Source organism: Curtobacterium sp. YR515 (assembly GCF_900113095.1).
GTDB lineage: Bacteria > Actinomycetota > Actinomycetes > Actinomycetales > Microbacteriaceae > Curtobacterium.
Genome location: NZ_FOOD01000003.1, coordinates 159,643 through 174,000, shown reverse-complemented (window position 1 = coordinate 174,000; position 14,358 = coordinate 159,643). Strand labels below are relative to the sequence as shown.

General features: G+C 71.2%; 12 protein-coding genes and 1 tRNA gene. 10 read left to right on the top strand and 3 right to left on the bottom strand.

What is annotated here, in order from left to right:
- Positions 1-42 precede the first annotated feature (42 nt).
- The 7 genes from BM028_RS08975 to BM028_RS08945 all read left to right on the top strand — a co-directional run bounded on the left by BM028_RS08975 (position 43) and on the right by BM028_RS08945 (position 7,052).
- A complete protein-coding gene (locus tag BM028_RS08975; RefSeq protein ID WP_139219791.1) occupies positions 43-681 on the top strand; it encodes a TetR/AcrR family transcriptional regulator in 639 nt (212 codons plus the stop codon).
- Positions 682-754: 73 nt separating this feature from the next.
- A complete protein-coding gene (locus BM028_RS08970) occupies positions 755-3,391 on the top strand; it encodes an MMPL family transporter (protein WP_092386071.1) in 2,637 nt (878 codons plus the stop codon).
- A 276-nt stretch (positions 3,392-3,667) separates the two neighbouring features.
- Entirely contained in the window at positions 3,668-4,111 is a 444-nt protein-coding gene (locus BM028_RS08965; RefSeq protein ID WP_092386069.1) for a MarR family winged helix-turn-helix transcriptional regulator, read from the top strand.
- A gap of 63 nt (positions 4,112-4,174) precedes the next feature.
- Entirely contained in the window at positions 4,175-4,387 is a 213-nt protein-coding gene (locus BM028_RS08960; RefSeq protein ID WP_175473687.1) for a hypothetical protein, read from the top strand.
- A gap of 52 nt (positions 4,388-4,439) precedes the next feature.
- Positions 4,440-5,534, top strand: coding sequence for an alkene reductase (locus tag BM028_RS08955; RefSeq protein ID WP_092386067.1), 1,095 nt, complete (start codon positions 4,440-4,442; stop codon positions 5,532-5,534).
- Between the two features lie 106 nt (positions 5,535-5,640).
- Complete coding sequence (locus tag BM028_RS08950) at positions 5,641-6,735, top strand: hypothetical protein (protein ID WP_092386065.1); 1,095 nt, start codon at positions 5,641-5,643, stop codon at positions 6,733-6,735.
- A gap of 56 nt (positions 6,736-6,791) precedes the next feature.
- Positions 6,792-7,052, top strand: a complete 261-nt coding sequence (locus BM028_RS08945; RefSeq protein ID WP_092386063.1) for a hypothetical protein — start codon at positions 6,792-6,794, stop codon at positions 7,050-7,052.
- A gap of 98 nt (positions 7,053-7,150) precedes the next feature.
- Here BM028_RS08945 and BM028_RS08940 read toward each other — a convergent pair.
- The 3 genes from BM028_RS08940 to BM028_RS08930 all read right to left on the bottom strand — a co-directional run bounded on the left by BM028_RS08940 (position 7,151) and on the right by BM028_RS08930 (position 9,551).
- Positions 7,151-7,223 (bottom strand) — tRNA-Arg (locus BM028_RS08940).
- A 90-nt stretch (positions 7,224-7,313) separates the two neighbouring features.
- Positions 7,314-8,099: a dienelactone hydrolase family protein gene (locus BM028_RS08935; protein WP_092386061.1), complete on the bottom strand. Its 786-nt coding sequence runs from the start codon at positions 8,097-8,099 to the stop codon at positions 7,314-7,316.
- 27 nt (positions 8,100-8,126) lie between these two features.
- Positions 8,127-9,551 carry a glucose-6-phosphate dehydrogenase gene (locus BM028_RS08930; protein WP_092386059.1) on the bottom strand — a complete coding sequence of 475 codons (1,425 nt, stop codon included), beginning with the start codon at positions 9,549-9,551 and terminating at the stop codon, positions 8,127-8,129.
- A gap of 82 nt (positions 9,552-9,633) precedes the next feature.
- Here BM028_RS08930 and BM028_RS08925 point away from each other — a divergent pair, with 82 nt between their 5' ends.
- The 3 genes from BM028_RS08925 to BM028_RS08915 all read left to right on the top strand — a co-directional run bounded on the left by BM028_RS08925 (position 9,634) and on the right by BM028_RS08915 (position 14,163).
- On the top strand, positions 9,634-10,803 hold the full coding sequence (locus tag BM028_RS08925) for a Gfo/Idh/MocA family protein (protein WP_092386057.1): 1,170 nt from the start codon (positions 9,634-9,636) through the stop codon (positions 10,801-10,803).
- On the top strand, positions 10,800-11,723 hold the full coding sequence (locus BM028_RS08920) for a sugar phosphate isomerase/epimerase family protein (protein ID WP_092386055.1): 924 nt from the start codon (positions 10,800-10,802) through the stop codon (positions 11,721-11,723). The genes BM028_RS08925 and BM028_RS08920 overlap by 4 nt, the downstream gene beginning before the upstream one ends.
- Before the next feature lie 94 nt (positions 11,724-11,817).
- The gene (locus BM028_RS08915; RefSeq protein WP_092386053.1) at positions 11,818-14,163 is read left to right on the top strand and encodes a bifunctional metallophosphatase/5'-nucleotidase; all 2,346 of its coding nucleotides are present in this window, start codon (positions 11,818-11,820) and stop codon (positions 14,161-14,163) included.
- Positions 14,164-14,358: the final 195 nt, after the last annotated feature.

Genomic DNA, 14,358 nt, shown 5'->3' with positions numbered 1-14,358 from the left:
CGTCGTTGCACCGAGTGCATCGATGCACCTAGTGTCGTGGCCGTGACCCTGTCGATCGACCGCCGTGCTGCCCTCAAGGCGAAGCACCGTGCGGCGATCCTGCAGGCCGCCCGCGACCTCGTCGAGGAGCGCGGGGGCCGCGGGTTCAGCGTCGAGGACCTCGCCTCACGGGCCGACATCGCCCGCCGGACCGTGTTCAACCACTTCGGGTCGCTCGACGAGGTCCTGCTGGCCGTCTGCGAGCAGGAGCTCTCGGTCATCATCGACCGCTTCCTCGCCGACATGGCGAAGACCCCGGTCGGCGACGGTAGCCGGTCGTCGATGTTCGACGAGCTCGAGTCCGCCGCCCGCGGTGCCGACCTGGCGCCCGCGATCGCCGGGATGTACCGGATCCTCGGCGACCCCGGCAAGGACGACCCGAAGGCCGCGGTGCTCACCCAGACCGCCTTCGCACGGGTCACCGAACGCCTCCGCGACGAGGTCGCCCGACGCCACCCGGCCGCCGACGCCCTCGACGCCGCACTCCTCGTCGAGTCCCTGATGAGCGGGATCGTCGTGATCGCCGAGCACTGGCTCACGACGACCGGACCCCGCCTCGACCAGGACGCGCTCGACGACTGGGACGCCCTGCTCGCACGACTCGTGCACAGCGTCCGCAGCGGCTACATGGCCGACGACTGACACTTCCCTCCCAGGGGTCCACCGGCGCACCCCGCTCCACAGCAGCTGACAACGAAAGGATCGGGGCAACCGCATGGCCGGTCTCCTCTACCGTCTCGGACGGTTCTCCGCACGACGCCACTGGCTCGTGATCATCGCGTGGGTGGTGATCATGGGCATCGCGGGTGTCACGTACTCGCTCTTCGCCGGCACCATCTCGTCGTCGATCACGATCCCGAACACCAAGACGAGCCAGGTGCAGGACGAGCTCGCCGACAAGTTCCCGTCCGCGAACGGCGGCACCGGCACGATCGTCTTCGAGACGACGAACGGCAAGGCCTTCAGCGACGCCCAGAAGTCCGACGTCGCCGACTTCCTGCAGAAGGTCGAGAAGCTCGACGGCGTCAAGGGCGCCACGAGCGGGTTCGACACCCAGCAGCAGCTCGACGACCAGCGGCAGAAGATCGTCGACGGCCGCGAGCAGATCACCGACGGCCGTGCGCAGATCGAGAGCGGTCAGGAGGAGCTCGACGCGCAGAAGTCGCAGTTGGCATCCGGCAAGGAGCAGATCGCCAGCGCGCAGGCCCAGCTGAACGCGCAGAAGACCCAGGCCGAGGCAGCGGGAGGTGCCGCGGCGGCGGCCGCCCAGGCCCAGCTCGCCCAGGCACAGGCACAGATCGACGCGCAGCAGCAGCAGATCACCTCGGGCGAGCAGCAGATCGAGGCCGCACAGCAGAAGATCGACGACACCACGAAGAAGCTCGACGACAGCGAACAGGAGCTCGAGCAGGGCTCCAAGCTCCTCGACCTGTCGAAGGACATCCGCTTCGTGTCGTCGAACGGCAGCGCCGTCATCGGCACCGTGCAGTTCACGAAGTCGACCTACGAGGTCCCGGCCGACACGAAGACCCAGATCGCGGACGACGCCGAGGCGGCCGACATCAGCGGCGTCGACGTGTACGTCTCGAACGACATCGCCCAGGGCGTCCCGTCGATCCTCGGCCCCGGTGAGATCGGCGGCGTGATCATCGCCGCGATCGTGCTGTTCCTCATGCTCCGCACGATCATCGGCGCCGCCGTCCCGCTCGTCTCCGCCGTGCTCGGCGTCGGCGTGGCGTCCCTCGCGGCCCTGTCGTTCTCGAGCCTCGTCGAGTTCATCTCGGTCACGCCGGTGCTGGGGGTGATGCTGGGCCTGGCGGTCGGCATCGACTACTCGCTCTTCATCCTCAACCGACACCGGACCCAGCTGAAGCAGGGCATGGGCGTGCACGAGTCCATCGGGCTCGCGAACGGCACCTCCGGCAACGCCGTGGTCTTCGCGGGCGCGACCGTCATCGTCGCGCTGCTCGCCCTGAACATCACGGGCATCCCGTTCCTCGGCCTGATGGGCACGGTCGGTGCCGTCGCCGTGTTCTTCGCGATCCTCATCGCGACGTCCTTCACCCCGGCGCTGCTGTCGCTCATCGGCATGCGGATCCTCCGGAAGAAGGAGCGCGCGAAGATCGGCAACACCGACTCGACCCGCGTCCCGAACAAGCCGATGTCGACCTGGCGCGCGGTCATCACGCTCGTCGCCGGCGTCGCGGTGCTCGGCACCATCGCCCTCCCCGCCACGCAGATGCGCCTCGGCCTGCCGACGGGTGCGTCCGAGTCCGTGGAGTCCAGCCAGTACAAGGCGTACAAGGCCCTCGACGACGAGTTCGGTGCCGGCCAGAACGGGCCGCTCCTCGTCGTCGCCACCCTGCCGGACTCGGTCAGCGAGGACGACGTCACCGCGACCGAGGTCACCATCGGTGAAGCGATCGCGAAGAACGACGACGTCAAGGCCGTCCTGCCGATCGGCGCCTCGAAGGACCGCGACATCATCGCGTTCCAGGTGAAGCCCGCCGGTGGCCCGGACAGCGTCTCGACCGAGACCCTCGTGAAGGACCTCCGCGAGCAGACCGTCTCCACCGACGACGGGAAGGTCACGCTCGGGGTCGCCGGCAACGCGTCCGCCAACATCGACGTGTCCGAGAAGCTCTCGAACGTGCTGCCGCTCTACCTCGTGGTGGTCGTCGGCCTGTCGCTGATCATCCTCATCATCGTGTTCCGGTCGTTCCTCGTGCCGATCACCGCGACGGCCGGCTTCATCCTGTCCGTCCTGGCGTCGTTCGGTGGCCTGACCGCGATCTACCAGTGGGGCTGGCTCGGCAGCGTCTTCGGGGTGCACGACCCCGCACCGATCCTGAGCTTCCTGCCCATCATCGAGATCGGCATCCTGTTCGGGCTCGCGATGGACTACCAGCTCTTCCTGGTGTCGGGCATGCGCGAGGCGTACGCCCACGGAGCCTCGGCGAAGGTCGCGGTCCAGCGGGGCCTGCACGCCGGTCGCGCAGTGGTCACGGCGGCCGCGATCATCATGATCTCGGTGTTCGCGGGCTTCATCTTCTCGGACTCCTCCACCATCAAGCCGATCGGCTTCGGCCTGGCGTTCGGTGTGCTGGTCGACGCGTTCGTCGTCCGGATGCTGCTCATCCCGGCCGCGATGCACCTGCTCGGCGAGAGCGCGTGGTGGTTCCCGAAGTGGCTCGACCGGATCGTGCCGGACGTCGACGTCGAGGGCGCCAAGCTCGAGCGCTCGCACCCGGCCGGTGGGCACGAGAGCACCCACACCGGCTCGCACGCGCTCCCCGTGGAGCCGGACGCGAACGCGCACGAGTCGGGGCACCCGCCGGCGCACCGCGCGTAGGCACGACGCGACCACCCAGGAGGCGCGGGTCGACCCACACGGGTCGGCCCGCGCCTCCAGTGCGTGCGTCTCGCACCGTGGATTCGACACTCCGCCAGTCGATCGACACGCGTGTTGTCGCATTGTGCCCGCGCATCCTCTGCGTGCGCATGTTCCGACACTCCGCCAGTCGATCGACTCGCGGGTTGTCGCAACCCCGCGCCCGCAACCACTCGACCGAGCACCGCGCGCGCAGACCCCGCCCGCTCGTTCGTACACGAACGGTAGAGTGGGCGGATGACCGAGACCGACGTCGACCCGCTCGCCCTCGACCGACAGCTCTGCTTCGCGCTCGCGGCGACGAGCCGGAGCGTCATCGGGCTCTACCGCGACCTGCTCGAACCCATGGGCCTGACGCACCCCCAGTACCTCGTCATGCTCGCCCTCTGGGAGCAGGACCCTCGCTCCGTCCGCGAGATCGCCCGCGAACTCCGGCTCGACTCGGCCACCCTCAGCCCGCTGCTCAAGCGCCTCGAGGCCTCCGGCTACGTCCGCCGCACCCGGAGCACCACGGACGAACGTCAGCTCGAGGTCTCCCTCACCGTGGCCGGGCGCTCCCTGCGCGAACAGGCCCGGGCGGTCCCGCTCGCCGTCGCCGACCGCCTCGGCTGGCCGCTGGCACGCCTCGAAGCACTGAAGGACGAACTCACCGAGCTGCTCGAACGCGTCGACACCGTGTGATCGGCCGTGTGCTGCGAAGCCGTTCGTGGCACAATGGTTCGTGTACGAACGAAAGGACGGACCGTGGGTCGCTTCGGACAGTGGTACGAACGGTGGAACAGCACGCTCATCGCCAAGATGGGCCCGTCGCAGATCGGCGCCGGCCACCCCGAGGGCATCGACGACCGCACGATCGACCGCGGCTGCCCGATCTGCGGCCAACCCCTCTCCCAGCACCAGGTGATCCGCCCCGAGGGGCAGGTGCGCTCCTCGACGCTCGTGTGCCCCCGAGCCTGACGATCCGCCCCGAGCGGGAATTGCACCCGGCAACCCGTCGTTCCACCCGGGCGTGAAGCTCTTCGAACCCGCCGACTTCGGCGCACTCCCCCTGTCGAACCGCATCGTGATGGCGCCCCTCACCCGCACGCGCGCCGGTGAGCACGGCATCCCGAACGATCTGCTCGTCGAGCACTACGCCCAGCGCGCCGGCCTCGGGCTCATCGTCACCGAGGGCACGTGGCCCGTACAGGAAGGCCGCTCGTACCCCGGGCAGCCCGGCATCGAGACCGACGAGCAGATCGCCGGGTGGCGCCGCGTCGCCGACGCCGTGCACGCCGAGGGCGGTCGCATCGTGATGCAGCTCATGCACGGTGGCCGGGTGTCCCACACCGCGATCTCCGGCACGCCGCGCATCGTCGCCCCGTCCGCGATCGCCGCGCCAGGGCAGACCCACCTCCCCGACGGCTCGAAGGCGGACATGCCCGTCCCCCACGCCCTGACCACCGACGAGGTGCGCGAGGCCGTCCAGGGCTTCGTCCGCGCCGCCCGCAACGCGATCGCCGCCGGACTCGACGGCGTCGAGGTGCACGGGGCGAACGGCTACCTCGTGCACGAGTTCATGTCGGCAGCGTCGAACACGCGCACCGACGAGTACGGCGGGTCGCCCGAGAACCGCGCCCGCTTCGCGATCGAGGTCACCACGGCCGTCGCCGAGGCCATCGGCGCCGACCGCACCGGCATCCGCCTCTCCCCCGAGCACGGCATCCAGGGTGTCCTCGAGAGCGACCCGGCGGACGTCCACGCGGTCTACACCGCCGTCGCCGAGGGCCTCGCGCCGCTCGGCCTCGCCTTCGTCGACATCCTGCACGCCGAGCCGACCGGCGACCTCGTGCAGCACATCCGCCGGACCGCGGGCGCCCCGTTCATCGCCAACTCCGGCTTCAGCGCGCTGACCACCCGTGACGAGGCCATCGCCCTCGTCACGCAGGGCCACGCGGACGCCGTGGGCGTCGGTCGCGCGGCGATCGCGAACCCGGACCTCGCGTACCGCTGGGAGCAGGACACCGAGCTGAACGAGCCGCGCCCGGAGCTGTTCTACGGCAACGGCGCCGAGGGCTACACCGACTACCCGACGCTGGCCGAGGTGCGCGCGCAGGTCGCGTAGTCGACGCGACCGGGTCACGGACGGGAGGCGCGGTGCCAGCTGGCACCGCGCCTCCCGTCCGTCTGCCCACCCGGTAGGGTCGGGAGGTCACGAACCGGGGGGAACCGTGCAGGCACTGCGCACACCGATCGACACCACCGCCCTCACCGAGCCGGTCCGACGCCGCGACGCGCGACGGACCTGGAAGGCCCTCGTCGCCGAGCACCCCGAGGCGCGCGACCTGGTCGGACTCGTCCGACGGATCGTCCTCGGCGCCGGAGCACTCTGCCTGCCGATCGGCCTGCTCGCGTTCACCCTCGTCATCACCGCCACCATCGCCGAGGGCGGCGAGGACGTGGCGACCGCCGTGCTCGTGCAGAGCGTGATCGGCGCCTTCCTCGGCCTGGCCGGGGTCCTCTGCACCTGGGCGTGGATCCGGGTGCGGCGCCGACGCCCGCGGAAGCGGGTCCACCACCGCCTCGCCCGGTTCGCGGCGGCCAACGGCATGACCTACAGCCCGGGGCCGACCGGGACCCGTCGTGACGCCCCGCTCCGTCGACGCGGCGCGCTGAACTGCTATCGGGTGCTCCGGACCCCCGGGCCCCGAGGCCTGGAGTTCGCGAACCACGAGCTCGTCCGGTCGATCATGACGAACACCTCGCCGGCGTTCGGCGGGTACTGCGCGATGCGTCTGCCGGTGGCGTTGCCGAACATCCTGCTGCGGTCCGAGGAGGGCCCTCGACGCCCGCTGCACACCTCGTCGGTCGTTCGTGGCTCGCAGGTGCTGTCCTTGGAGGGCGACTTCGACCGGTACTTCCGTCTGTACTGCCCCGCCGGGTACGAACGCGACGCGCTGTACCTGTTCACGCCGGACGTGATGGCGCGGCTCGTCGACCACGTGCGGGGGCTCGACGTCGAGATCGTGGACGACTGGATGTACCTGATCAGCGCCCGTGACCTGATCACGGACCGGCCCGAGCGGTGGGAGGCCCTCGCGGCGGCGGTCGACGCCCTCGACGACCGGGTCGAGCGCTGGGCGCGGTGGCGGGACGAGCGCTCGGAGGCAGCGGTCTCCGCCGATGACGGCCCGGTCGTGCGGGTGCGGGAGGTCGCGAAGCCCGGACGGCGGCTCCGGACGACCTGGGGTGCCGGGACGGTGCTCATCGTCGGGACGGTGACGCTCGGGTTCGTCGCGCTGATCGTGGCGATCAACCTGCCCTGACCGGGCTGCTCGGCGTCTGCGGCGTTCCTGTGCGAACGCTCCGGTACGGTGGTCCCGTGAACAACGGGTGGCGCGACGGTCTCTTGGTCGTGTGGATCATCTCCCTGCTGGCGGCGATCGGGCTCTGGGTCTCGGCGATCGTCATCTTCGGCAAGGGACCGGACTCGGTCGAGCTCGTGCCGCTCGCGGCGTCGCTCGCCGGCGCTGCTGCCGTGGTGAGCTTCTGGTGGTTCGTGTCGCTGCTCCTGTGGCTCGCGGTGAGCGCGGTGGTGCGGGAGCACGAGAAGGACCGGCAGCAGGCGGCGCGCCTGCGCTGACGCGGCTCCGGCCCGGGCCAGGCCAGGCCAGGCCAGGCCAGGAACGACGAAGGCCCCGTCGCAGTGCGACGGGGCCTTCGATCGGTTCGGTGGTGCAGTGCGCTCGAAGGGACTCGAACCCCCAACCTTCTGATCCGTAGTCAGATGCTCTATCCATTGAGCTACGAGCGCGTGGCCTTGCGGCCGTGGAAGACTCTACAACAGCTGCGGCCCCGAACGCCAATCGAGGCCGCCCCGAGCCCGCCCTCGGCGTGTCGGCCCTCAGAGCGCGGCGAGCTCCTCGTCGAAGACCTCGGCGAGGAACACCTCGAGTGCCCGCCACGACCGACGGTCGGCGCGCTCCTGGTACTGCGCACCGTGGTCCGGTGCGTCCGTCCCGGGCACTGCGAAGGCGTGCATCGCGCCCGCGTAGGTCACGACCTGCCAGTCGACCGCCGGCGCCGCTCGCATCTCGTCCTGCCACGCGTGGACCTTCTCGTCCGGCACGACCGGGTCCGCGGCGCCGGTCAGGACGAGCAGCTTCGCCCGGACGTCGGCCGCGTCGGAGGGGTCGTGCGTGAGCAGCCCACCGTGGAACGAGACCGCGCCGACGAGGTCGGCCCCGGTGCGCGCGAGTTCGAGCGCGGCGGATCCGCCGAAGCAGTAGCCCATCACGACGACCCGGGCGGGGTCGACGTCGGGGTCCTCGAGCAGGCGGTCGAGGCCGGCGCGGACCCGGGCCCGCATGAGCGCGAGGTCCTGGTAGAACGACCCGGCGACCTGGGCGGCGGTGTCGTCGCCCGGTCGGACGCCCTCGCCGTAGACGTCGGCGCCGAAGCCCACGTACCCGAGGCGGGCGAGCATCGTGACGCGCGCCTCGACGTGCTCGTTGACACCGTGCCAGTCGTGGACGACGAGCACGGCCGGGCGACGACCGGCGATCGCCGCGTCCTTCGCCAGCACGCCGAGCAGCGGGGTGCCCTCGTGGTCGTAGCGGACGGGATCGACGCGCACGTCGGCTCCGGCGGGTTCGGGAACGGTCTGCAGGACGTCGTCGATCGTGGTCACGCGTCGGAACCTACGCCGCGCGGTCCGTCAGCAGTCGATGTTGTCCCAGGAACCGGGTCCCTCGGAACCTGCCGGGTACTCGTCGAGCGGGGCCTTCCCGCTGCGCCAGGCCTGCAGGAACGGCTCGACGACCTTCCAGCCCTGCACGGCACTGTCCCCGCGGACGGACAGGGTGGCGTCGCCCTCGAGCACCCCGGCGAGCACCTCGCCGTAGGCACTGAGGCGTCCGGGGTTGAACGTGACGTCCAGGCTCGTGTGGTCGATCGTGTACGGGTCGCCGGCGCCGTTGACGTTGAGCTCGAGCTGCATCTCGTCCGGTGCGATCCAGATCCGGAGCCGATCGGGCAGTTCCGCACCGTGCAGGCCGACCGGCACGTGCGGCGAGTCCTTGAAGGTGATCACGATCTCGCGGCGCTGCTCGGCGAGGGCCTTGCCGGACCGCAGCGTGAAGGGCACCCCGGCCCAGCGCCAGTTCGCGATCTCGAGGGTGAGCTGCGCGAGCGTCTCGGTCCCGAGGGACGGGTCCACGCCCTCCTCGTCGGCGTACGACGGCAGCGAGCGGTCGCCGATCGTGCCCGCGGTGTACCGGGCGCGCTTGCCCGCCGCGACGACGTCGCCACCCCACGGCCGGACGGCACGGAGCACGAGCTCCTTCTGGGTGCGCAGGTCGTCCGCGTCGATCGACGCCGGCGCCTCCATCGCGACCACGGCCATCACCTGGAGCAGGTGGCTCTGGATCATGTCGACGAGCGCGCCCGCCTTGTCGTAGTAGCGCGCACGGCCCTCGAGTCCGAGCGTCTCGTCGTAGACGATGTCGACGCGGGCGACGTGCGCGGACGACAGCAACGGCTCGATGATGCGGTTCGCGAAGCGGAGGCCGAGCAGGTTCAGCACGGTGGACCGGCCGAGGAAGTGGTCGACCCGGTGGATGCGCTCCTCGGGGAGGAACGAGTGCAGCACGTCGTTGAGGTGCTCGGCACTCTCGGCGTCGGTGCCGAACGGCTTCTCCAGCGCCAGGCGCGTCCCGGACGGCAGGTCCAGGTCCTTGAGCACCTCGCAGCTCTTCTCGGTGACGGCGGGCGGCAGGGCGAAGTAGATCGCGGGGTCGTACCGGCAGTCGCCGAGCAGGGTCCGGAGGTCGTCGGCGTCGGTGACGTCGGCCTTGCGGTAGCTCGAGGCGTCGATGACACCGAGGAGCCGCTCGCTGAGGCGCTCACCGCCGTCGGCAGCCCCCTCGTCCTCCTCGTTCTTCGACGCCTGCGCGTTCTCGAAGGACTCGCGGACCTGCGCCTTCCAGTCGGCGTCCGAGATGTCCTCCACGCCGGCTCCGACGAGCTGGACGTCCCAGTCGTCCTTCACCTCGAGGAGGGTGGCCAGGCCCGGCAGCAGGAGCCGCTTGGACAGGTCGCCGCTGGCACCGAGGATGAGCAGGGAGGTCTGGAGGCTCGACATGCCCCAGAACGTACTCATGCGTTCCGGCGTGTGGCCGGGAGACGTCGGTACGGTGGGGTCCAGTCCGGCGCGAGGGAGCACCATGAGCAGTGGGTACGGAGGGCGACGCCTGCGCGTCGCCGTGGTCGGGACCGGCATGATCGCCGGTGTGCACGCGCGGGCCGCCCGCGCGGCTGGCGCCGAGGTCCTCGGGGTGCTCGGCCGGAGTCCGTCCCGTTCCGAGCAGGTCGCCGCCCAGCTCGACCTCCCCCGCGGGTACGCCTCGCTCGACGAGGTGATCGCGGACGCCCCCGACGTCGTGCACGTCTGCACGCCGAACGACCAGCACCACCCGCAGGCCCTCGCGGTCATCCGCGCCGGGATCAACGTCGTGTGCGAGAAGCCGCTCGCCATCGACGCCACCGAGGCCGACGAGCTGGTCGAGGCCGCACGGCTGGCCGGCGTCGTGGCCACCGTGCCGTTCGTGTACCGGTACCACCCGATCATCCGGGAGATCCGCGGACGCATCGCCGACGGCGACCTGGGGCGCGTGCTCGCCGTCCACGGCCACTACCTGCAGGACTGGATGCTCGACGAGGACGCCTCGTCGTGGCGGGTCGACGCGGGCTCTGGGGGCCTCTCGCGGGCGTTCGCCGACATCGGCTCGCACTGGTGCGACCTGGTCGAGTTCGTCACGGGCGAGCGCTTCGCCTCGGTCTCGGCCGCGACCGACATCGTCTACCCGACGCGTCCGGCGGCGTCCGGCCCGTCGTTCTCCGGCTCCCCCGACCCCGACCCGGTGGCCGACGCCTCGCAGCGCGCCGAGGTCACCACCGAGGACACCGCGGTCGCGACCTTCCGGACCGGCACCGGTCGCATCGGCAACGTGGTCATCTCGCAGGTGGCCTCCGGGCGGAAGAACCGGCTGTGGTTCGAGGTCGACGGCACCCGCGGATCTGCCGCCTTCGACCAGGAGCAGCCCGAGTCGGCGTGGTTCGGGAACGAACGCGGCGCGCAGATCGTCGTCCGCGACCCGTCGCTCGGCGTGCCGGACCAGCGGCGCCTGGCCGTGGTGCCGTCGGGGCACCCCCAGGGCTACCTCGACGCGTTCGCCGCGTTCGTCGCCGACACCTACGACGCGGTCCGGAGCGGACCCGACCCGGACGGGTGGCCCGAGGGACTCCCGACCTTCGCGGACGGCGCCCGGTCGGCCCACATCATCGACGCCGTGGTCGGGAGCGCAGCCGACGGCACGTGGGGGGAGATCCGGTGAAGCTCGGGATGCTGACGGCCTGCCTGCCCGGGTGGTCGCTCGACCGCATCGCCGCGTTCGCCCAGCAGCAGGGGTACGAGCGCCTCGAGGTCGGCGTCTGGCCCGGCACCGGCGGGCGTGACTTCGAGGCCGCGCACCTGCCCGTGGCCACCTTCACGGACGACGACGCCCAGGCCACGCGGGAGCTGCTGGACCGCACCGGGCTCGAGATCTCGGCCTTCGCCTACTACGAGAACAACCTGCACCAGGACCTCGACCGCCGGGCCGAGGTCAAGGAGCACCTGTTCCACGCGATCGACGCCGCCCAGGTGCTCGGGGTGCCGTACGTCGGCACGTTCATCGGCCGCGACAACAGCAAGTCGGTGCGCGAGAACATGCGCCTGGGTGACCAGGTGCTGCCGGAGCTCGTCGACCACGCCGGCGAACGCGGTGTGCGGTTGATCATCGAGAACTGCGTGATGGAGGGCTGGCACCCGGACGGGTACCCGGGCAACCTCGCCTACTCCCCCGAGCTCTGGGACTGGGTCACCGGGCTCGGCTTCGGCCTGAACTGGGACCCCTCGCACCTGACCTGGATCGGCATCGACCCGCTCGAGACGATCCTGCCGTTCGCCGAGCACATCGTGCACGCGCAGGCGAAGGACGTCGAGCTCTTCCCACGCAAGCGCGACGAGTACGGGTTCTTCGGCAAGGTCGACAAGGGCGACGACCCGTGGGACATGGGTTGGTGGCGCTTCCGGGTCCCGGGTCGCGGGGTGGTGGACTGGCCGCACGTGGTCGACCGGCTGTACGAGGCCGGCTTCGACGGCACCCTGAGCGTCGAGCACGAGGACCCGCTGTGGGGCGGGACCGACGAGAAGGTCCTCGAAGGGCTCCGGATCGCCCACCGCACGCTGCGGCCCCTCATCGCCGTCGACTGAGGCGTGCGTGCCCGTGTTGCGTGTGTGAACAACACGTGACGTGTTGCGGCACACCCTGGCGCGTCGGCTGTACGACTTCATAGGTTCTTGGGCGATGAACGCTCACACCTCCCCGCGCCGACGACGGCGCCTCGTCGGCGGCGCAGCACTCGCCACCGCCGGCGTGCTCGTCGCCCTGTCCGTCCCGTCCGCTGCGATCGCCGCCGACGGGGACACCACGATCGACCTCTACGACGTCAACGACTTCCACGGCCGCATCGCACAGTCGATCTCGCAGACCGACGGCAAGCCGACCCCGCGCGACGGCGACGCCGCCGGTGCCGCGACCCTGGCGGGTGCGCTCGAGCAGCTCCGCGGGCCGGACCCGACGACGTCCGCGTTCGTCAGCTCCGGCGACAACATCGGCGGATCGACGTTCGAGTCCTTCATCCAGGACGACCAGCCGACGATCGACGTCCTGAACCAGATGGACCTCGCCGTCAGTGCGATCGGGAACCACGAGCTCGACAAGGGCCAAGACGACCTGCGCGACCGCGTCATCGGACCCCAGGGTGACCGGAACGCGCAGTGGGACTACGTCTCGGCGAACATCCTCGACACCGCGACGGGTGAGCCCGCGTTCGACCCGTACGCGATCGAGGAGATCAGCGGCAAGCGCGTCGGGTTCATCGGCGCCACGGTCGACCTCGTCGGACAGGGCCTCGTGAGCCCGGCCGGCATCGAGGGCCTCGAGATGGGCGACATCACGACCGAGGTGAACAAGGTCGCAGCGGACCTCACCGACGGCGTCGAGGGCAACGGCGAGGCCGACGTCCTCGTCCTGCTCGTGCACGACGGTGCCGAGTCCGCTGCTGCGACGGACCTCGACGGCGACTCCGACTTCGCCCGTGCCGTCCGCGACGTGGACCCCCGTGTCTCGGCGATCCTCTCCGCGCACACCCACCAGACGTACGTGCACCAGGCGAAGGTCGGCGACGGTCCGGCCACCCGCCCGGTGATCCAGACCGGCTCGTACGGCTTCAACCTCGGACACGTGCAGCTCACCGTCGCGGCGGACGGCACCGTCACGTCGACCGTCGCGGAGAACATCCGGCTCGTCGACGGGACCTTCACGCCCGACGCCGACGTGCAGGCCACCGTCGACGACGCGGTTGCCGAGGCCGAGGTCCTCGGTGCGGTCGAGCTCGGCACGGTCGACCGCGACCTGGGCCGTGCGAAGCAGCGCAACGGTTCCGAGAACCGCGGCGGCGAGTCCACGCTGGGGAACTTCGTCGCCGAGGTGCAGCGCGCCGCGACGACCCGCCAGGGCTCGCAGATCGCGTTCATGAACCCCGGCGGGCTCCGGGCCGACATCGCGTCGGGCACGGTCACCTACAAGGAGGCCGCGGTCGTCCAGCCCTTCGCCAACACGCTCGTCGTCCTCGACCTGACCGGCGCGCAGATCCGGCAGGCGCTCGAACAGCAGTGGCAGCCCTCCGGGTCGAGCCGGCCGTTCCTCAAGCTCGGCGCCTCGGACGGCTTCGGGTACACCTACGACCCGGGTGCCCCGGCCGGCTCGCGCATCACCACGATGACCCTCGACGGAACGGCCATCGACGCGGACACGACCTACAAGGTCACCGTCAACTCGTTCCTCGCGGGCGGCGGCGACAACTTCGCCGCGTTCAAGCAGGCGGCGGCGAAGCAGGACAGCGGCAAGGTCGACCTCGAGGCGCAGGTCGAGTACTTCCGCGCGGACCCCACGGTGACGGTCGCCCACGACCAGCGCTCCACCGGCATCCGCACGACGGCGACCCCGGACGGCGGGTTCCAGCCCGGTGACCGGGTCACCATCGAGCTCTCCTCGCTGACGTTCAGCAACGAACCCGACCAGGGCGGCACGGTCACCGTCAGCGCCGGCGGGAAGGAACTCGACCGCGCGACGGTCGACACGACGATCGTCGACACGACGGACGAGCAGGGACAGGCGACGCTGTCGTTCCTCGTCCCCGGCGGGACCACGGACCCCGCGACCGCACGCGGCCGGGCAGCCGGCACGACGACCCTCGCGGCAGCCGTGGCCCCGGCCGCCACGACCGACGAGCCCCTCGTCGTCACGCTGCCGAACGGGCAGACGATCACGCTCGCGGTGACGATCCCCGTCGCCGCGGCCGTGGACCCGACCGACCCCGCTGACCCCACGGACCCGACCGACCCCGGCACGCCGGGTACCCCGGGCGCCGGCGGCGGTGACGACGGTGCGGTCGGTGTCGACACCGACGGTGACGGCGTCGTCGACGGCACGGTCCCGGCGAACGCCGGCGGAGCGCTCGCGTACACCGGTGCCGACATCGCGGCCCCGGCCGTCGCAGCCGGCCTCCTGCTCCTCGCGGGCCTCGTGGCGCTGGTGCTCGCGCGTCGGAAGCGCGCCGAGCGCGAGGCGACGGACCTGACGGACTGACGACTCGCCTCCAGGCAGGAGAACGGGCCGTCCCACCCAGGTGGGACGGCCCGTTCTCGTGGGTCCAGGAGGCGCGGTGCCGGTCCGCAGCGTCGGCGCCCGTCCGCGGGTGGCCCGCGACGCTTGTCCCATCACGGTACTTCCCTGCTGTACCGGCGATCGGCGGGGTACGCTCAGCCCTGTCGCATCGCGACG

Coding starts and splice junctions, on each gene's coding strand:
- BM028_RS08925 (WP_092386057.1), top strand. CDS start 9,634: ATGAGCAGTGGGTACGGAGGGCGACGCCTGCGCGTCGCCGTGGTCGGG.
- BM028_RS08970 (WP_092386071.1), top strand. CDS start 755: ATGGCCGGTCTCCTCTACCGTCTCGGACGGTTCTCCGCACGACGCCAC.
- BM028_RS08915 (WP_092386053.1), top strand. CDS start 11,818: ATGAACGCTCACACCTCCCCGCGCCGACGACGGCGCCTCGTCGGCGGC.
- BM028_RS08930 (WP_092386059.1), bottom strand. CDS start 9,551: ATGTCGAGCCTCCAGACCTCCCTGCTCATCCTCGGTGCCAGCGGCGAC.
- BM028_RS08965 (WP_092386069.1), top strand. CDS start 3,668: ATGACCGAGACCGACGTCGACCCGCTCGCCCTCGACCGACAGCTCTGC.